This is a genomic window from Bacteroides sp. D1 (assembly GCF_000157095.2).
Classification (GTDB): Bacteria; Bacteroidota; Bacteroidia; order Bacteroidales; family Bacteroidaceae; genus Bacteroides; species Bacteroides xylanisolvens.
Window position 1 is genome coordinate 872,614 of sequence record NZ_JH114350.1, and the last position, 20,990, is coordinate 893,603.

Annotated in this window: 11 protein-coding genes; all 11 read right to left on the reverse strand. The window is 40.8% G+C overall.

Annotated elements, in window-relative coordinates; genetic code table 11:
• Positions 1–5: 5 nt before the first annotated feature.
• The 11 genes from BSAG_RS01530 to BSAG_RS01480 all read right to left on the reverse strand — a co-directional run bounded on the left by BSAG_RS01530 (position 6) and on the right by BSAG_RS01480 (position 20,982).
• Positions 6–1,199 (reverse strand): DUF5013 domain-containing protein, encoded by a 1,194-nt coding sequence (locus tag BSAG_RS01530; RefSeq protein ID WP_004302353.1) that lies wholly within the window; start codon positions 1,197–1,199, stop codon positions 6–8.
• 36 nt (positions 1,200–1,235) lie between these two features.
• The gene (locus tag BSAG_RS01525; protein ID WP_004316047.1) at positions 1,236–3,032 is read right to left on the reverse strand and encodes a RagB/SusD family nutrient uptake outer membrane protein; all 1,797 of its coding nucleotides are present in this window, start codon (positions 3,030–3,032) and stop codon (positions 1,236–1,238) included.
• A gap of 33 nt (positions 3,033–3,065) precedes the next feature.
• Positions 3,066–6,314 carry a SusC/RagA family TonB-linked outer membrane protein gene (locus BSAG_RS01520; RefSeq protein ID WP_004316048.1) on the reverse strand — a complete coding sequence of 1,083 codons (3,249 nt, stop codon included), beginning with the start codon at positions 6,312–6,314 and terminating at the stop codon, positions 3,066–3,068.
• 49 nt (positions 6,315–6,363) lie between these two features.
• Positions 6,364–6,894: a sigma-70 family RNA polymerase sigma factor gene (locus BSAG_RS01515; RefSeq protein WP_004302348.1), complete on the reverse strand. Its 531-nt coding sequence runs from the start codon at positions 6,892–6,894 to the stop codon at positions 6,364–6,366.
• 237 nt (positions 6,895–7,131) lie between these two features.
• The gene (locus tag BSAG_RS01510) at positions 7,132–7,506 is read right to left on the reverse strand and encodes a hypothetical protein (protein ID WP_008770872.1); all 375 of its coding nucleotides are present in this window, start codon (positions 7,504–7,506) and stop codon (positions 7,132–7,134) included.
• A 114-nt stretch (positions 7,507–7,620) separates the two neighbouring features.
• The gene (locus tag BSAG_RS01505) at positions 7,621–11,697 is read right to left on the reverse strand and encodes a hybrid sensor histidine kinase/response regulator transcription factor (protein WP_008770871.1); all 4,077 of its coding nucleotides are present in this window, start codon (positions 11,695–11,697) and stop codon (positions 7,621–7,623) included.
• Between the two features lie 59 nt (positions 11,698–11,756).
• Entirely contained in the window at positions 11,757–13,670 is a 1,914-nt protein-coding gene (locus BSAG_RS01500) for an alginate lyase family protein (RefSeq protein ID WP_004316050.1), read from the reverse strand.
• Positions 13,671–14,117: 447 nt separating this feature from the next.
• Complete coding sequence (locus tag BSAG_RS01495) at positions 14,118–15,530, reverse strand: glycosyl hydrolase family 28 protein (protein WP_004325484.1); 1,413 nt, start codon at positions 15,528–15,530, stop codon at positions 14,118–14,120.
• 336 nt (positions 15,531–15,866) lie between these two features.
• Positions 15,867–17,012, reverse strand: a complete 1,146-nt coding sequence (locus BSAG_RS01490) for an OprO/OprP family phosphate-selective porin (protein WP_004302334.1) — start codon at positions 17,010–17,012, stop codon at positions 15,867–15,869.
• Positions 17,013–17,025: 13 nt separating this feature from the next.
• Positions 17,026–18,396: a DUF5690 family protein gene (locus BSAG_RS01485; RefSeq protein WP_004316051.1), complete on the reverse strand. Its 1,371-nt coding sequence runs from the start codon at positions 18,394–18,396 to the stop codon at positions 17,026–17,028.
• A gap of 219 nt (positions 18,397–18,615) precedes the next feature.
• Positions 18,616–20,982: a hypothetical protein gene (locus BSAG_RS01480; protein WP_004316053.1), complete on the reverse strand. Its 2,367-nt coding sequence runs from the start codon at positions 20,980–20,982 to the stop codon at positions 18,616–18,618.
• Positions 20,983–20,990: the final 8 nt, after the last annotated feature.

Genomic DNA, 20,990 nt, shown 5'->3' on the forward strand with positions numbered 1-20,990 from the left:
CCACATTATTCAAGAATCAATTTCAATTCTGTCACCTTAAAGTATGAATTACCCTTTGCCAGTGAAGTCAGGAATCCAATAACAACGTCCGTTGTCTCCGTTACTTCAAATGAAGGTGTAACCAACGTACCCGAATCATTCGCTGTTCCCATTTTATCATAGGCCACATAAACTCCATTTAATTGTTCAAGATCAGCGACATTCGGTATATCACTTTCACTATCTCCTTTAGCTATCAATACGGAAATAAAGTTCCCCGCATCAGTAACTACCAATGTATATGCATAAGTGACTTCCAGTCTGTATTTACCAGGACGGAGCGTAGCAACCTGCCACATTTTCCCATTCGTATAAGCTTCTTTATCCCATCCATTCTGGAATGCTAACGTTAAGCCTTCTTCTGATTTATATTGCATTCCGGAAACAGTCGTATTGCCTTTCGCATTGAACGATGCTGCATTTTGATTCCACACTGCCGGAGTCCACCATTCACCGTTCTTCCAACTTTCATCATTTGCCTTGGCAAACGGCTGCTTATAGTTTTGAAGATAAAGCACTGTCACATCACCCTTCGAATTAGGATTGAACATTGCACCACCTGTCATTGTATATCCGTGAATAGTCACAGTCACACTACCTGTCTGATAATCAGCAGGAGTTGTCGCAACAATAGTAGACTCATCCACCAGCTCAAATTCGGCCGGCGTTCCATTGAAACTAACAGAAATATCGGATGGATCCGTACCAAAATTTTCACCTGTTATAGTAACCTTGTCTCCCGTATCAGCTACCCCTTCACCGTCTTCACTATCAGAAGTCACTGTAATGACACGTGGTGTAGGTAGTACTGTATAATGACCGATATTCTCCACCTTTTTATTATAAATCTGTAAAGACAGATTGCCTGTTACTGCCGTTTCCGGCACCTCCACTACCAAACGGTTGTTCTTGCAGTCGAGCACTTTATTGGATTGGGCTTCACCGAAGAAAACTTTCACTGCTTCAGCACGATCACCGAAATTAGTTCCTGTAATAACAACCTGCGTAGTGACATATCCATCTGTGGGATATATACTCTCCACTACCGGCACAGGATAATCATAAACTCTATACTTGGGGTCTTGCTCACAACCGGAGAAAAGTGCGGAAACGCAAGCAAGTATTGCCAAGTGAAATGTATATTTGAATAAAAACTTCATATAATCTATGGTATTATACGTTAAACAATTGAATGATTAATATCCCGGATTTTGTACCAGATTCGAATTCAGATTGATTTGATTTCTTGGAATCGCCCACAAATAATCTCCTTTAGTAAATGCACAGTCAGATGATTTGAGGAGCACTACACAAGGTAATTTTCCTTTACCTGTTTCTACAACTTCCGTTCCTTTCGTAAAAATAGCCGGATTGAAAGCACTGGTAGCATTCCCGTTTTCGTCTACAAATGCTGTAGGATAGCTGGCATTACCTACCACCGCACCGCAACGAGACTCATTCAGATTCTCTTCCGCAATGCCCCAACGTTTCAGGTCGTCACAACGGAAACCTTCCATATAGAGTTCCAATGCACGTTCACGACGGATCTCATCCAACATTACCTGATTAACTGTCTTAGTCGCATTTGCCGGCACTCCTTCCTGAATTCGCTTTGCCAATGCATTTGTTAGGTTGGCAATTCCCGCACGGGCACGGATTTTATTTATCGACTTATTCAACTGGTCATCTGATATTTCACCATAGCGTTCCATCACAGCTTCGGCATAGTTCAAGTATACTTCTGCTAACCGAAGTACCGGATAATTGGCCGACTCATCTTTACTTTGACGTTGAATATCAGTAATTGCAAACTTAGAAACGCCATACCCACAATTCTCAACTGTCAGGCTCGTAGCATACGAACCTACATAAGAAGTCAAACGGAAATCACGATTCTGAAATTCGTCCCCCGGATTCTTATATCCCTGGAACTTATCAGACATACTAACCGGAAGCCCGTCAGTGCATAAAAACATATCAATCAATTTCCGGCTGGGACGCATATCCGTATAAATCACCTGATTCAAATCTACCTGTCCTTTACGCGTTTCCTGACTATATACAGAAGCGATGATAAATTCCTTGTTCGTCGCTCTTCCGGCACCGGCAGGATTACTAGCTTCTTCTTCAATATTAAACAGGTAACGATTGCTCATATTTCTCATAGCTGCTACATTGTTATAATTCCAAAGGGAATAAGCAGCATCTCCCATCACTGTTTCGGATAATTGAACGGATTCTTCCAGAAAAGCATTTACCTGATCGGAAGCCGGACCGGCAGAACCTTCAAAATCAGTAGAAGTGCCATTGTACTTCCGCCATGTAGCTTCATAAAGTAACACACGAGCTTTAAAAGCTTGTGCAGCCTGTTTGCTAATTTTGCCTTTGTCGGCAGAAGTGATATTCTGTTCCAACGGCAACCCTGCAATAGCCTCATCCAAATCGGAGAGAATCAAGTTGATAACTTCATAACGGCTGTTACGTTTTCCATATAGCTCCGGTGAAGTCACGTCGAGAACCTTCGTAACGACAGGCACTCCACCAAAAAACTTCAATAAGTAAAAATAGTTATAGGCACGGAAGAAATGCCCTTCGGCTAATTCTTTTTTAATATCCGCCAAATTACCTGTATAGGAAGAAACAGCTCTTTCAAACATGTGATTAGTGGCACGAATATTACTATAGCAATTATTCCAACGACTATCGTCATTAGGAATTCCCATCACACCGGTTCCCACACCATACGAATATCTGAAACAAGTAGAAAGATCGGAGGCTGCATCCATGTGATCGAATATACTTCCATAGGAAGACTGCCATCCCAATAATTGCCCGTAAAGCCCGTTAGCATATTCGCGAAAATGTTCCGGTGTCTTGAAATAAATTACATCTGTCTTGGCATCCAGTGGTTCCAAATCGAGGAACGTATTTACGCATGAAGAAAATCCCAATGCGCAGGTACAAATTAATATATAGTTCGTTATCTTTTTCATATCTTCTGTTCTGTATTTAATTTTCCATAGCTACTATAAAGTGATGTTCAGACCGAACGACCAAGTACGTGCAAACGGGTATCCACTGTTGTTGGAGGCTGCTCCCATTTCCGGGTCGAAACCGTCTCGAATACTGGTAGCTTCCCATAAATCATTACCAGAGAAATAAACACGTACTTTTTCCAGTTTTACTTTGCGAGTCCATATCTGCGGCAATGTGTAGCCGACTATTAATGTTTTCAAACGGATATAGCGGTTATTCTGCATCATAAAGTCGTTATTCTGATAATTCCAGCGTGCAAGATTCGCATTAGTAGTCAGACGAGGAAATTCCGCATTCGGATTGCTCTCTGTCCATGTTTTTCCCAAATATGTCGGGTTCTGATTGGCAGTACGTGTTTGAAAAGGATAAGCCATCCAGTCATTACGGATAACATACTGCTTGCCGACACCTTGGAACATCGCGTTCACATCAAAACCTTTCCATGCTCCTCCCAATGTGAAACCGAAAACAAAATGTGGATTGGAGTCACCAAGATATTGCAAATCGCTATTCTCATTCCCTGCACCGGAAATCTTATAATCACCATTCAAATCCAAACGTTTGGTATCACCCGGACGCAACCGGCTTGCACTTCCTGCTCCTACACCAGTCAAATCTTCTTTACCCTCTCCATAGAGTGCATAATAGCGGTCTACTTCTGCCTGATCTTTAAAGTAACCATCTGTGCGATAAAGGAAGTACGAATTCAATGGATACCCATTCACAGCTGCATTCCAACCAGCCCCATAAGAATCTGCTCCTTCCATCTCTTTCAACAGACTCTTTGTATCACCAATATTAAAGTTGGCATAGTAAGAAAAGTCTTTAATCTGATCGCGCCATCCAATAGTGAATTCCCAACCTTTTACATTCAAATGACCACTATTCGTTTTAGGAGATTTACCTCCTAATACGCCCGGATAGGTGACATTCACCAACATACCGGTATTATCTTTTATAAAATAATCGAATGTAGCTTTCAAACGATTATCGAAAAAGTTAAGATCGATACCGAAGTTTTTTTGTGAAACTTTCTCCCAAGTACGGTCATAAGAAATTAAACCGCCAAAACCTGAAGATACCTGGTTGGCAGGTATAGTTCCAAAACCGGCCGTCCCAAGAGAAACAGTAGATACATAATCGTAATCGCCCAGCCCAACATCATTACCTGAGCTACCATAACTTAAACGCAGCTTACCAAAAGAAAGAACTGGCTTTAGAAATTCTACAAATTGTTCTTCCGAGAACGCCCAGCCCAAAGAAACGGAACCGAAGCTCTTAAAACGATAACCGGGAGCAAACTTGGAATTTCCGTCACGACGCCCCATCAATTCAACCATATATTTTTCCGCATAGTTATAATTCAAACGGGCAATATATGAATAGGTACCATTATGAGTCTTTCCTCCACCGTTACCCTGTGTACCCGTAGCCAAATTCAAATCGTAAATTCCGGCATCCTCAAACTTCTCACGGGCGGTAACAACTTTCTTAGTCACCCATTTCTCGGCATTGATGCCGAACATAGCATCTATATTATGTACTTCGGCAAATGTACGCTTATATTTCAATAACCCTGAATAGTACTGATACCGGGCATTATTTGCCTGTACCAAATATCCCGGCTGATGGGAATCTTTAAAATTCAGCACATCTTGCGGAGTACTAAGGGTTTGTGTTGTTTCATATACTAACTTCGCCGTCTGCTCGCCGAACCAATTGTAACACTGTACCGGAAGCGAATAGCGTTCTCTGCGATATTCCTCATTTTGAAATGAAGCAGTACCCTCGAAAGTGATTCCTTTCCAAATATCCACCAATGCTTTAAAATCGACACGAGTAGTCAACTTCTCTCTCTCGTCACGTCCACCATCCGTTGTAGCTGCTGCCGCATTGCGATCACCTACATTACCGAAGTTAGCGTACCATTGTCCATAGGGATTTTTTGCCGGGAAAAACGGAGCATCGTTTCCGTAAAGTGTACGGTCGATACCATGTGTGGGTGTTTCGGTATTTGTTTTAATCATACTGGCTAAAGTCTCCAGTTTGAACCAATCAGTCAATTTGATGCCGTAGTTTAAGCGCAAGTTCAACTGTTTCTGTCCGTCATAGGCTGTAGCCAGATTAGCCTGGTTATCAGCATAAGCTAATGAAATGCGGTAATCGGATTTATCCGTAGAACCTGCTACACTCAAGTTATGCTGGTAAGAATAACGGCGGGCAAACAATTCATCCAGGCGATTGGCATTACCAACGAACATCGTACCCCAATCGGCTACAGTCGACTCATAAATACCTTCAATGCCTTGAGCCATCTTCTTCAGGTTTTCTTCTCCCCAGCCCCACCAGTCATGTTCCGGCATTTCTTTATTGGCTTCCAGCCACATGGAAGCATATTCCTGCATACTGGGAGAGAAAGCCATAATACCATTGGTAGTGAAACGCATATTGAAGCCATAATCAACCGTTGTCTTGCCTTTACCTTTTTTGGTAGTAACCAAGATAACGCCATTAGCTGCTTTCGCCCCATAAATGGAAGCTGAACCGTCTTTCAATACACTAATATTCTCAATATCATCCGAGTTTAGATTTTGGAATGACTCTGAATTCAATACGGGTACTCCATCCACAATAATCAACGGACTACCGCCATTGACAGATGTCAGACCACGAATCTGGAAATTTAAACCTTCATTACCCGGACGTGAGGAAGAACGAGTGACTACCAAACCCGGAGTGGCTCCTTGCAGAGCAGCACCGACATTGGTAATGGCACGACTTTCCAATACCTGGCTACCAATTTGTTCTACCGCCCCTGTCAACGTCGCTTTTTTCTGCGTGCCATAACCCACTACAACAACCTCGTCCAGTGCATTATTATCTTCCTTTAATACCACTTTAAAATCAGAGCGGCCATGAAGGTTAATAATCTGATCTACATATCCGATATAGCTAACTTTTATCTGTTTGGCATCAGCAGGAATATTCAGCGTAAACCGACCGTCAATATCGGTAATTACTCCTGCATTGCTTCCTATGACCACTACATTACAACCAATCAGTGGTTCACCATTCGCATCTGTCACAAGTCCTTTGATGATGCGGCCCGTCTGGACTACCATCAAACTCTCTTCTACAGAATCATTTGCATAGAGCAATACACCGGGCGAACCACCCAGCAGCATGGCGAAAGCCAATGCGACTCCTTTTGAACATAAGAATTTGGATTTAATTTCCATAATACTATTAAATTGTTAAAGTTAATATGTGTTTTTCCGAATCTGGTATTTAACCGACTTTGGAGAATTCATTTTTCAAATAAGTACGAACCGTTTTACGAGCCAGTAATAATTGACATTCTACTGTACGGGGAGATAAGGACAGCTTTCCTGCAATGGCAGGACAAGAGAGTTCATGATTGAAACTAAGTTCATAAATCTGACGGCGTTTAACAGGAAGAGCTTCCATAACCTGGTCATGCATCTTCTTTAGTTCACGAAAATGAATGGTATCTTCTGTGGTATTCCGACTGGTGTCTTCCATCCTATTATATATGTAGGCGACGAAATCTTCCTGTTTATAATAACGACGGATTTTATCGGTTACTATATTGCGAGCGATGGTAAAAAGCAAAGACCAGACTGTATCTTTGTTCACGAATGCCCTGTGTTCCCATAAGCGGACAAAGACATCCTGTGCCAAATCTTCCGCTTCATGCGGATGGCAAATGCGGATAGCGATATAGTTCTTGATATACTCCTTATATTTAAGATAGCATTCAGAGAAGAAGTCGTCAAATGTAGCTTGCTGTTTATTCATGGCATTAAATTTATCCGTTTAACGATGATACAAAAGTAGGAACAAGTTTCAAATTCAAATACCACAAAAGTAACAGATAACAAAACTATCGTAACAAGCGTGTATTTTTGCAAAAACTTCCCATTTCATCGGGATAAATCTAACCGTTACACCAATAAAAAAGGGGATGTCGTTACATTTGACGACTCCCCTGTTCTTATATTTGCATGGATGAAAGCTTTCATCCGGAAGGATTCATTATTTATTTTCCTGTGATGCCTGGAAATCCGGTATACGTTTTACGTTCGCACCTTTCATCACACCTCTTTTGATCGCTTCATTCGTATCGCTGATTTCTTTCTTCACACGTTTATAGTATTCTTTTGTCAGTCCTTTCTCTACTGCTTCCGATTCTGTTACTGCCCAAAGATACTGATAATCCATCAACATCAAATCCGGTGCCACTATTTTAAAGAAAACACTATCATTTGCAAATTTTTCACGTAAGTCTCCCAAATAGATGGTATCTGCAGGATTTACCTCCTTAACATTTGCATTATTTTTTGAACTGCTACCTCCGCAAGAAGATAACATCAAACCTCCTACCAATGAAATTAAAACTAATACTTTCATATCAACATATATTATAAAATAAAACTTTTTCTGCTCCAATGTGAACAAGATCTTACAATTATCTCACTTATTGAGCGCAAATGTAATAATTAAACTACAAACACAAACACAATGTCATTCTTTTCTTCCCGATTCCTCGGCATATTGCTTGGGAAGCATCCCGAACATTTCTCTAAAACACTTCGAGAAATAGCTGGGTGAACTGAATCCTACCCGGTTCGCTATTTCAACAATCGGCAACTGACTTCCTTGTAATAATTGTGCCGCCCGTTTCAAACGGATGCTGCGAATAAAGTCTGTCGGTGTGTGTCCGGTGATGGATTGCAGCTTGCGGTAAAGGCTCATACGCACCATACCCAAATCGCCACTCAATTCTTCTACGCCATATTCCGGATTGTCCATGTTCTTTTCTATGTATTCCAGACACTTCTGTATGAGCTGTTCGTCTACTGAAGTAATGGTGATAGCACTCGGATTTACTTCTATGTTTTTACGGAATTCCTGTTTTCTCTTTTCCTGCTGCTCTATCAGCTTTTCAATGCGTACCATCAGCATATCAAAGTTGAAAGGTTTCGACATATAAGAGTCTGCTCCTACTTCATAGCTGTTAATCTTGATATCATCGGCAGTACGGGCTGTCAATAATATCACAGGTATATGGGAGGTCTGCACGTTCGTCTTGATCCGACGGCAAAGTTCGATACCGTCTACTTTCGGCATCATAATATCGCTGATAATCAGGTTCGGATTTTCCTCTATCGCTTTTCGCTCTCCTTCCCCGCCGTCTGCCGCTTCAATGATTTGATAAAAATCTTCTAACTGTTCTTTCAGGAAAGTACGGAATTCCTGATTGTCCTCCACTAACAACAGTTTCTTCAGGTTATCATCGACTGTAGATGTAGTGGTTTCTTTCTCTTTAATGTCTGGTGTTTCCGTTCCGATGATTTCTTCCGGCAGTTCGTTCGGTTCCGGTTTCAGGTCCATCGGCAACCAAACGGTGAATACTGATCCACGATCTATCTGACTGTCCACTTTAATACGGCCACCATGTATATTTACATATTCCCTTACCAAATGAAGTCCGATGCCACTGCCTATTTTTTCGTCCCCTTCATTTCCTACCTGATAGAAACGGTCAAAGATATAAGGAAGGTCTGATTCGGATATTCCGATTCCAGTATCAGATACGGATATTCTCACGTAGTTTCTTTCTTCTATCTCTTCTGTCGCGAGCTGTAAGTTCACTGTGCCTCCCTGCGGTGTATATTTGAAGGCGTTGGACAAGAGATTATTCATAATCTTATGTACCTTATCCCGGTCGAAGAACATATAAAGCGCTCTATGTTCAGATTGGTTCACAAAGTTAAGGTGCTTCTCTACTGCCATTGGCATGAAGTTGTTATAGGCAGAAACAATAAATTCCTCCATATCGCCGTTCATCAGATGCAACCTCTCTCCTTTCATTTCCAGTTTGCGGAAATCGAGTAGCTGATTCACCAATGACAATAGGTTTTGAGCATTCTTATAGATGGTATTCAGTTGCTTTTTCATCGCATCGTCTGTCAATCGACGTATCACCATGTCTAATGGCGTGATAATCAATGTCAGCGGAGTGCGGAGTTCATGGCTTATATTTGTGAAGAAGCGGAATTTCATCTGATCCAGTTCTTCTTTCTGCTTCAACGCTTCCTCTTCTTGCATACGAATCATCTTCTGCCGGTTGCGGCGGTTTATTACGTAGATCAGCCCGAAGATTAAGAGAATAACTAAAATTGCATAGAAAATACGAGCGGCCAGTGTATCCCAGAATGGGGGATGAATTACAATTTTGAATGCAGACTCCGGTCCCCATATCCGGTCGTTTCCGGCAGCGGACACACGGAAGATGTATTCGCCCGAAGGGAGATTATTATAGACCACACGTCCTTGTCCATTCTCAAAAAGGGTTTCCGTCCATTCTTTGTCAAATCCTTCCAGTTGGTAACGGAAAGAGGTTTGAGAAGGATTAGGGAAGTTCAGACCAGAAAACTCAAGTGTGATATAGTTCTCATCATATTTTAATTGTACTTCGTCCGAATAACTTAATGCTTTATCAAATAAGACACGTCCGTTATATATTTCGCCCGAAACAACCGGAACATTAAACAAGCGGAATGAGGTAAACAGAGGACGATTGAGGCACTGATTATCTATCATGTTTTCTGGTGAGAAAGCAATAAAGCCGTTCATCAGCCCCAGGAAAAGCTGATTGTCCCTGGTCATTAACGAAGGGAAACTATATAAATCATCCTGACGGATTTCATCTTCCGACAGACAGCTGATTACATGAAAGCTGTATTTATCTGCTCTTCTGTCTACTTTTATCTTATAAATAGAAGTGACTGTCGAAATCCATATATCATGGTTCTTATCTTCCACTACGTTCAGGATAGCTTTAGACAGACCTTCTTCTTTCCCTAATGTGTAGCTTTGCCCATTGTAAGTCAAAACGCTCAAGCCATATTGTGTAGCAAACCATAAAGTTCCCTCATGGTCTTTGAGTATCTGATTATACTTGATACTTCCCTGATTGAAAATAGAATTAGCCTGGCCGTCTTCCTCCGGTATCCATATTTTATTCGTTGCAGGATCGTAAATGTAGAGTCCGTTATCACTGCCTACGACCAACCGGGATTGATTATCTATGGCCAATGCATTCGCTACTTTATATTTTTTGAGTTCAGGAAACTGTTCGGACAATAAGTTTATTTGCCCGTTTTCAGGATTGAATAATCCTACACCACCATATATACTTACCCACAATCGACCGGAAGAATCTTCGACCATGACACGGATATTACTGAAATCCAATTCATTCTGATAATCCGTATCGGGATAATCGTAAGATTGTACCTTTCCATGATCTATGCAGTAGAGCCCATCGTGGTATGTTCCGACCCAAACACGCTTCTTGCTGTCCTCATAAAGTACACGGCAATTCTTCTGACTGAATTCATGATAGAATCTGTTCATGCTTTTAGTCTCCGGTTCATAGCGATAGACACCCTGCGTAGTACCCATCAGAATTTCTCCTTTAGATGTTTCGAGCATACAGCGGATTTCCTCTCCTTTCCAGTCGCCATTTATCATCTTCTTATTGTACAGCACTATTTTATTCATGCTGGGATGATAATAACACATTCCCTGATTATAAAGTCCTATCCAAACGGAATTATTTTCCCGGTCGCAATAGATGCTTTGAATACCGTTTCGTACTGTATTACCTGATAATAAAGGAATATCCAGTGTCCGGGTTACAGAGAAATTGTGCATATCAATGACATAGAATCCATCGATAACGGTTCCTACCCATGCATTTCCACCTTTATCCACATCCATAGAAGTAAACCATGAATAGTGTCCGAGTTGGATACCTGAAATTTGGTTCCATTTTTTATTATAGACATCATAATAGCCTACTCCACGATCCCACATCAACCAAAAGTCACCATTATCGAGTATCTTCAAAACCACACGGTCATCCGGTTTCAGTTGGTCTTTCAGGAAATCAAGTTGATGCACGAAACGTTTCTTTTCTAAATCGTAGCAACGGATAGCCCCTTTCTGATGAACCATCCAACTGTATTTTCCATGACTTTCTACTCCGAGTAATCCTCCATAGTATTCCATAAACTCATCATTCCTACAAACCTGTTCGATTGATTTTGTCTCTGCATCGTACATATAGACAGAGGAACCCGGCGTCAGAAACCAACAATGTTTCTCTGAATCAATAATCAGGTCCGCCACTTTATCCTTTAAGCCGAATTGTTGAAATAAAGAATCTACGTTATAGATGTACTGTTCGGTAGTCAAATCGAAGACGCGTAGGCTCTTGCGTTCTTTCATCCACAAACGTTTGTCGGCATCAATATATTGTTCGGGAATAATATGGTTATATGCTATCGAATATTCGCCATGAATATTGAAAGGGAAATTTGAATAGTTCGCACCATCATACAGGCTTAATAACACAGTACTTCGCACACCGATACGTCCGTCGGGAATGGGGAAAACGCTTTTTACATAGTTATCCGGTAATCCTTCGACAACTCCAATCTGGCGGAATACATAAGGGGATTCTTGCGAGCTAATATAACCCGGATACAATAATCCCATTAGTATGATTAACAAACATATTCGAATTTTCATGGCCATCTTTTTTTGTAGTACTATTATTAAGTACGAACGAAGAATCAAATCCCCTTATCCTACTTTACTATTATTTTCTGAATTTCGAGTTTATCTCCGGCTTGCTCTATCTGTAAACGAAGTACACAAGCTCCTGCGGGAAGAGTGAGTTTTCCTATTTCTCTTTCCGTCCATTGTATAGAACTGGGTAATTGCATGGGTTCTGTCTTTACTTCTGAATCAGAAGCTACGGACAATAAAGAATTTCCTTTTGATTGATAAACAAGATAAACGGTATAATCTCCATCGGTAGGAATACTTACAGTATAATTCATCCATTCTCCATCTTCTATTTGGGTAACGACGTAATTATCTTCTTCTTTTCGTAGCTCTACTGCTCCGTCAGGTCTGTATTCGTTGCCACGTTTCTTTCCTACATTGTGATAGGTATGCCCTTCGGGATCTTCCGCAAGACAATAATAATCGTAATCGGCAGCCGATATTTCACTAGGTAGCAAATGAATTCCTGATACACGCTTTCCCGTAGAGAAAGAAACGGGATCGCCTGCCATCCAGGGAGTCAATCGCTTGGTCAATGTTCCCCAGTCAGTCCATTCATAAAACCAGTTGGGTGCTATCCCCCAGTTTTCGCAACCGTGATGTTCTATCATATAATCACGGTAACGTTTCAACCAGGTATAGTTGTTCTCCGGCAATCCAGCACGTACTGCATAATGCGCCAATGCCATTTCACGAGTTCCGCCACTACCTGCTACGTCTCCACGTCCGTGAGGAGATACGGCTACGGATTCCCAACGTCCACTACGGCTTTTTATCTGGAGAAATTTTCCGTTCTCAAAGGTAACTTCATTTGAATTCTTACTATAACTTGTCGGTTCCCAAGGCTCTTTTTGCTCTTCATAGGTCTGGACTTTAGAGAGGTTATAACGATAGTTCCATTCCAAACCAAGAAGCAAACGGTTATTGAGACAATTATACAAAGAATCTCCCTGATTCCATGCCATTTCTGCGATAGCTACATAATTGTGGATACCTGCCAATACATGTCCCTGGTCGCGACTCGACTCCTGACATTGACCGTTTGGATAGATATAATACTGTAGCTGTTCATCGTATCCATAATCTGAAATCTTGTTTTCTCTTCCTTCCAATTTATAATCAAGCATGGTTGGTGATTTCTTAATCGGTTCTTTGCTAGTGACCGTCGGTCCTGAAGGATAAGGTAAATCATCCGGTCGATGCTTCATTCCCAATAAATAACGGTAAGCACGGTCATACATTACTTCGTTATCTAAGTAAATCCCCATTGCCATCATTCCACGAGCAGCGAAAAGTCCTTGATTACCAAACCTTGCGGCATCGAAATTAAAAATATTCCAATAGAATGTAACTCCGTTCTTTGAATCATCCCAGTAATTTGCATATTTGGAAGAGAAATCTTCCGTATTGCTATATCCAGGATAGACCAACATATTTTTAAAACGTTGCTGGCCTTCTACTTTCCAACCGGAATAATCACGCATTAATTCGGCGGCATCAATTAAAAGGTAAATCTTTCCGTTATCTAATGGTCCTGTTCCACGACTACTTGTATTGGTATAATAAGAATTAGCATTCAGATATTCGACCGCTTTACGGGCATAAGCCTCATCGCCCGTCAGATGCCAAAGCAATGCTAAGTCATGTGCCCGCCTGCCATCTACTCCGATAGTAGCATTAAAACGTCCTTCTCTGATTTGTTTTCCCCGATTGATAACTTGCGTATTGAGTGAAGAATAGGGAGATTCCTTTAATTTCAGAAAAGTAGAATAATAAGGCTCATGTTTCGCCTTGACCATAGCTTTCATCCGGTCTAAATCACCTTGGGTATAGGTGATTCCGGGATGGATAAAGTTACGTCGTTGCGCTTGCACTCCATTTTGAATATTCCCAATCCATACAATCCCAATAATCCATATAATTTTGTTAATCATAGTGCGATTCGTTTTTTATACAAGTGATAAGCAAAGATAGTATTTAGTAATAAAAAGGAGTTCAAAGTGAATGAAACATTTACTTTGATTAGCATAAACCCGGGAATAAAACTCTTGTATTTATACTCATGGTTCTCTTCCAGACTCCTTAATTCTGATTCCAGTGCAGCTTTGCTCTCATCTATTAATAGATAAGTTATTATCTTCCTATTGCAAAGTTCTTTCCTTCTAATACTAAAGTTACTCTTATCTAATAGAAATCTATAATTGCAAGCTTTGATTATAAAAACGAAAGTTTCATTTATATAATTGCAAGTTCTAATTATATAAATGAAACTTGCATTTATAGTTTATGTTTAACCTAAAGAAAGTTTGATATTAGAAGAAAAGAAGTTTGCACCTAATACAAAGAGATTTTTCCATTCATACTTCATATACCAGATTATGCTATTTGACTGTGATATTCTTTATGTATTCATTCGTGATAAAATCATCTATATTTTTCATCTTCATGCCGTTGATAATCACATTATCGAAGATGATATTCTTGACGGAACGTTCTTTATCAAACCCTTTCAATAGAGATGGATTCTCCCCTACTCCATTATAAATGATATTCCGAAAAATAATATCTTCAATTCCCCGGCCGGGTTGCTTATCATACTTTGAATTGAAACGAACATTAATATGAAACAATCTTCCCTCCTGGATATTCTCTACACGGATATCCTCAAATAATGCCTTGCGTACCAAGTTTTTATCACCGCAATCCACTGCCATACAGCCCTGATAAAGAAGATCATCTTCATCATGTTCCAGAATATCGACATTACGGACAGTTATATTCTCAAGAATCTCTCCAGCCTTATCGTCCGGGTTACCGTGTCCTCCAATGTTGATCGGATGAGCAATATCCGCCCAAAGGATTGAATTCTGTAAAGTCACGTTACGACTTCCTCCGTAATAGTTCCAGCGATGGGCATAGATGGCAATACAATCATCACTGTTCCGCATAAAAACATTGTCTATTAATACGTCACTGCAACACATCAGATCTATGCCATCACTCCATCCTTTACAACTAAAAGACTTTAAATTATTGATGGTCAACCCTGTAGACTCACCACCAAATACTGTATAGTGATCTGGATTTATAACTGTAATACCGTCAATCCATATATTTTTAGAATGAGTAACTTCTATTCCACGGATCGGATGGTCGAGAATACCACGCCCGACAATGCGTACATTTTCAGCTTTGTCAATCAATAATTTAGCTTTTACAACAGCTCCGGGAGCTAAATAAACAGTAGTATTGGAAGGAATCTGTATCTGTGTGTTCGGCAAATCTTTCGGACGATGGACACCCGGTCCGAAATACATTACTTTGTCACTGCTTTCAGTATAAGTTTCTGTTTCCAAAGGATTAGCAAACAAATGAAGATTATGCAAACGATCACCGTTAAACTCAATCGACAGGCATTGAGGTCTAGTGAGTGTAAAAAAGATAGCATTGTGGTTTACCGTATGTTGTATACCTATTGCTAACGGACGGATTTTCACATCCTGAATGGTGCCATTGTTCTTTTTCACCATCACTTCTACGGGACTGCCTATATCAAACTGTACCATTGAAGCAGATTGTACCCGATCCATATCTACTTGGACTTCATATTCGAATACATCTTTCCATTCACCGCCTGCTTCACGTACTTTGACTGTATAATCATCATTATGTGGCATACCAGTGTTCAATCCTTCCGGATAGGTTACTAATTGGGCATTCCCGAATGTCGAAAATGCAATAGCTATTGCTAACAAACATTTTCTTTTACCTGATAAAACTCCTACTATATTCATATCACTAAACTATGTTATATTTTAATTATTCTGTTTATTGAAGTTCTTTCTAAAACTATACTTTCTATTCCACCCAGGTTGGCAAACTGGTAACAGAAACTATAGAAAAAATAACCAATGCAAAAAATCTCCTTTATTGTCTATTACGAACAATAAAGGAGATTTACCTAGAACATTCCAGTTTTTTCTGTCTTCTTATTTTTTACTTTTTACATACGGTTCTGCATATTGAGTCGGCAGTGCTCTCGATATGTCTTTGAAACATTTAGTAAAACTAGTATACAATACACCTTCCTATTCTTTATTATAGCTTTATTCGAACGGAACTGCCAAGTACTAGAATATGAATTGAAAACGTCCCTGTACTACACTAAAGTTTGTGCTTTCGATCTCTTTGATATGCGAGCCGGGGATGAAGTAGCTATAATTCAATTTGACAGCAATGTGTTTATTGATATAGTAATTCAATCCGAAGGAGAGGTCTTTCTGTGTTCCGCCTTTTATTCCGGCATCATTCAGAGAGAGATAATTGAAACGGGCACATAGTTCAAGTGCTTTTCCTTCCGGTCTTCCGGGACAGGCTACTTCTTCGTCATACAGATAATTCTGTCCCAACAATAGCCAGGAACATTGCAGATAAGCTCCTTGTGCCGTATAGTTCTCAAAACCCTTTTCCCGTTTTACATGGGCGCGGATGTATTCACCCTGAAGAAAGAATTTATGATAGTAAATTAGCAGTTCGGTTCCTATTTTAAATTGGGATGCTGCATGATCTACATCTGCTTGTATTAATGTACGATTATCAATCGTGCTCACGCCCGGAGATTTATAAGTAAACGTATTCCTGTTCTCATCTTCGGGAAGCGTGCCGTCCGGTGTACGATGGATAGCTGCTAATCCTATATGTATCAGTTTCGCTTGCTCATAAAGTGGACGGTAAACCAAACGTCCGTCAATGGCATATCCTTGCGATGCGTTTTTCAGGTTGCTCAAATCATTATCGGTAAAGAATCCGCCACACAGATAGTAATATTGGGTACGATAGGAATAGGCTACTCCCATACGTCGGCTATTTGTCAATGCCAGCACAGCTCCCGGAGATTGGTTGAAGCGAAGATCAAATGTACTACAAATCATATCGAGACTGAATGGCTCATAGAATTGTCCTATCTGAATGGAACTATTCTTATAGGAATAGGTGGCAAAAGCATCTTTGATGGCTACTTTGTTTCCGGCATATCCCATTTCCAGTTTCATTCCCCAGTTCTGATAGGTAGCTTTTACACCGATGCGAAGGTCATTAAATTCCGTGCCGTTGCCAAAGTTATTCGGATTCTTCAGATACACTCCTCCATCCATTAATAGACGCCCGGTGATTTTATATTGTATGCCATCGGGCAGATTCTGTGCCGTTATCCGGGAAGTCGTTAGTATTAGAGATAGAAGGAAGGAGAATTTCAAATATAGTCCTATTATTTTCATCGTCCACCTTTTATCAAATTTGTGAAAAAGTAGTTGGCTCCATACCTTCTCCCGTAAATTTTATCCCGTTGCTCATTTCGGCTTCTTTCGCTTTCTTCAGCTGTTTCTCTTTTTTATAGCGCTGTATCAGGTAAATCATGGAGCAGGTGAAAGCAACCGTACAGATCAGTCCTACGTAACCGGATAATATATTATAAAATTCCAACCAGTTTATGTCTACATGGGCAAATTCTTTGAACATCAAGACAAGTACAGTTCCCGTATATCCGATAAAATCAATGGTCACAATGAAGAAACCGACATTTCCTTTTATCTTGAAACAAGCGATGAAGCGGTCGAAAAAAATGCTTTGAAAACAGAGGTAGGCAATATACAGACAGAGACTTTGGACAAACAGCCAGGTGATTGCATCCAATTGCAGAGAATCATAATTGAAAGATATAAAACTCATGGTGGCTGTCCCAAGTACGACCAATCCCAGCAGGGCAACCAAAACTTTTATGTTACTTTTCACAAAGACCATCGCTCCGAATAACGCCAGAATTATTAATGTAACGACTGTATCTACCTGCGCAAACATCCATGAGGACTGTCCGTTCATATCAATAATCTTCACCAGGAAATCTTCCTTAATATCTCTAAGCACTACCAACATTAGGTTAGCTACAAACAATAATACAAGAAATGGCATAAAGTCGATGAACAGTTCTTTCCGTTGCTTGCCATTCAGAGTTACACGACTACTCTTTTGTTCTATATCTTGTGCCGTAGGTTGTGGCAAACGGGTTAAGCTATATCCCAAAAGAGCCAATAAAGGAAGTGCAAAAGCACCGATAAGTGCCGGCATCCAAAATTCGCTGACGTTCAATGTATTCATAACGAACAATCCGATGGATTTTGCCGTTCCCGAACTGATAACAATACTGATTCCTAAAAGACTGGCCAAAATATCCGTAGTGCGGCGACCTTCGATAAAACTGAAAATAACTCCCCACATACAGCCCAATGACAATCCATTGAAGAACATGGCAAACATATTATAAGGAGTGGGAAGTGCTCCGAACGCAACCAATGACAATTCCGCTACGGCAATGGAAACGAGTATAAACTTCAGGCGATTCTCTCTCTTCAATTCGGAAATCAACTTGATACCTATAAACTTGGCTATCAGATAACCTGCTATCTGAATGATAGTAACCAGTACTTTATAATCAAAGCCGAATGCTTCTATCCCGTCAAAAGTAGCAGCTGTGAAAGGTTTGCGCAATGTATAAACCAGTGAGTAAGAAAGAAGGGCTGCTCCACCTGCCCATAGAATAAAGAGGAAATCGGCTAATCTTCTGTTTGAACTTTGTTTCGATATTGCTTCAGTAATCGTTTTCATACGTTTTCGTTTTAATTTCTGGAGCAAAAGTAGAGGAGAATAGCAAGGGAGAAAATGAATTCTAAAGATTCATTTTATTCATTATCAGGTAGAAATGGAAGTAATATTAATGTAACGTTTATGTAACCGTAATTTCTTGGAAATGGAATACAAAAAGGGTTGCACAATCACTAATCCGGTATTGCGCAACCCTTTTTATTCGATTTCTTATTTTTCTTCTTATTGGAAAGTAGGCATCTTGAATCTGTACAATAATCCACCTACCATGGAAGCTACGCGGTCAGGTCTTCCCTGTTCGGAGCCATCGTATGTATCGGTACGGATACCGACTTTAGGTTCGGCATACAGATACAAAGAAGAAGCCACTTTCAGCTTTACCTGCACACCGGCATCCAGTCCCGGCACTGCTCGGAACTTACCGTAACGGCGTACCAGTCCGGCCGTAACTCCCACAAAAGGAACAACATCTATCACATGGTCGGGGCTGTATCCTTTTGCCAATGTGGCCAGACTCATCATATAATCCATACCCAAACCGGCATAATGAAGATTCATCTTCGACGACGTTTTGGCCTTGTACATAATTGTTCCATTTACCCGCCATGCAGATAACGGAGTGTACCATTTACCTATGCTTCCTTTTGCTTCTACACCTGCATTCTTCACCAAATCTTTGTTGGCTACGAGCAAGCTACCCAATCCAAGTGCACCGGAGATGAAGTAACGCTTGTCATCCTGACCAAACACGCTGCGATTGGCTGCTTTTGAATAAGGAACAAAGCGATAGTGGAAACCTGCATTGACTCCTACCATTACGTCTTTCTGCATAAAGCCCAGATTACCTTCAATGAATTTATCTCCATACAAGCGAATCTGCGGTTCAATGTACAAACCGAGAAAATCATTCACATGCCATAATCCCTGTATGCCTGCATTAATACCCGGTTGGAACTTATGGTCTGATTTGGAAGTATAAGCAAGGTTGACACCTACCGAACCTATTAAATCAAAGATACGATCGGGATTATATCCACTCATGGTAGACGTTATGTTCCACAAGTAATCAAGACCACCACTGACGCTGGCATGTCTAAGTTTGCCCGCTTTAACACTTCCCGGAACTACATAGTTCGTAAAGAATCCACCCGTACCCACCAGGCGCAAACCGGAATAAGGGCTCAACCACTTACCGATAGAGACAGAAGCCTGCGGACCTAAAGAACCAAGGTTTTCAAGATTCGTCTTATTCAGGAACATTTGCACACCGATTCCCGAAGTCATAAACAGATTGTCTGCGATGTGATTGCTTGAGAATCCGTTCTTCGGACGTGCCGCACGGTCAATCGTATGATAAGTCAAACCAAAATTCAACTCTCCGAGCTGATCCGTATTGCCACCTACTCCGCGACCTCCTGCATATCTCTTATTATACACATTGAGGCGAGGTTCTATAAATAAATCCACAGAACGGTTGATACGGAAACTTCCTTGCACACCGACTCCTATTCCCGGAGCATACTTGGCGGTTTTATCCACTCCTTTCGTACCTGCCAGGTTAACTCCGGCAATACCGATCAGACTAAATATTCTGTCTTCATCATATCCCCAAAGAACATTATTGATATTCAACAGATAGTCCGCATGCAGATCGACATGTTTAAAGTAGCCGCTTGCACTGCCCGAAGGGGTGTCTGAAAGTCCAACCGTCCCGGACAAACGCAGACCGGAAGAAGGACTGAACCATTTACCGATTCCGGCAGAGAACTGGGGACCTAATCCTTTAATCGTATTCTTGATTCCCGGAACTTTCAGTGTACTGATACCACCGGATAAAGAGATAAACATATGATTCAGGAAGGAACTTTTATCGAAATCATCGAAATGAATCTTAGTTCCCATCGGAGCAGCAGGCATATAGGTCAGACCTACCAGAACCGAACCAGCCATTTTATAGTTTCTCCAACTTTCCGTATACGCAAAACCGTCATTATACCATCCGATCCGCGGTTCTACAAACAAATCCAATGTAGAAGAAAGACGTACATTTCCCTGTAAACCGAGATGAGCGCCGTAATAAAGCTGACCGCCGCCTTTCAAATCCGGATACTTTTCGGAACGATCGCTATTGTCGCCCACCTTAGAATAACCGGCTTCTATACCTGCAATCCCTACTAACTCAAAACAACGGTTTGCATTGTATCCGTATGCCAGGGAGGACATATTCAACAGATAGTCCAGGCTGCCGCCACCCATTTTTATTTTAGAATCGTAGATACTCGACGGCAGATAACCTAAATTCACCCCTATCCGAAGTCCATGAACCGGAGTAATCCACTTTCCCATAAAGAGATGGGCGGTCATTCCCATTCCATCCTGACTATCTCCACTTGTTAACAAGCTGTATGGCCCTATTCCGGCAGAGAAAAAGAGATGTTCATTGAATTTATTGCTCTCGAACTTTTCATTTGCAGGCCGTTTCTGTAACATATATTGCAATGCACCATAATCCTGTGCCTGTAAGGTAACAGCAAGCATCAGGAAGATTGCCACTGCTACATATTTATTGTTGATTCTGAAGATATTCATCGTTTACT

What these genes read in the sequence shown, in the direction of transcription:
- BSAG_RS01530 (WP_004302353.1), bottom strand. Translation starts at nt 1,199, where the DNA reads ATGAAGTTTTTATTCAAATATACATTTCACTTGGCAATACTTGCTTGC.
- BSAG_RS01525 (WP_004316047.1), bottom strand. Translation starts at nt 3,032, where the DNA reads ATGAAAAAGATAACGAACTATATATTAATTTGTACCTGCGCATTGGGA.
- BSAG_RS01520 (WP_004316048.1), bottom strand. Translation starts at nt 6,314, where the DNA reads ATGGAAATTAAATCCAAATTCTTATGTTCAAAAGGAGTCGCATTGGCT.
- BSAG_RS01515 (WP_004302348.1), bottom strand. Translation starts at nt 6,894, where the DNA reads ATGAATAAACAGCAAGCTACATTTGACGACTTCTTCTCTGAATGCTAT.
- BSAG_RS01510 (WP_008770872.1), bottom strand. Translation starts at nt 7,506, where the DNA reads ATGAAAGTATTAGTTTTAATTTCATTGGTAGGAGGTTTGATGTTATCT.
- BSAG_RS01505 (WP_008770871.1), bottom strand. Translation starts at nt 11,697, where the DNA reads ATGAAAATTCGAATATGTTTGTTAATCATACTAATGGGATTATTGTAT.
- BSAG_RS01500 (WP_004316050.1), bottom strand. Translation starts at nt 13,670, where the DNA reads ATGATTAACAAAATTATATGGATTATTGGGATTGTATGGATTGGGAAT.
- BSAG_RS01495 (WP_004325484.1), bottom strand. Translation starts at nt 15,530, where the DNA reads ATGAATATAGTAGGAGTTTTATCAGGTAAAAGAAAATGTTTGTTAGCA.
- BSAG_RS01490 (WP_004302334.1), bottom strand. Translation starts at nt 17,012, where the DNA reads ATGAAAATAATAGGACTATATTTGAAATTCTCCTTCCTTCTATCTCTA.
- BSAG_RS01485 (WP_004316051.1), bottom strand. Translation starts at nt 18,396, where the DNA reads ATGAAAACGATTACTGAAGCAATATCGAAACAAAGTTCAAACAGAAGA.
- BSAG_RS01480 (WP_004316053.1), bottom strand. Translation starts at nt 20,982, where the DNA reads ATGAATATCTTCAGAATCAACAATAAATATGTAGCAGTGGCAATCTTC.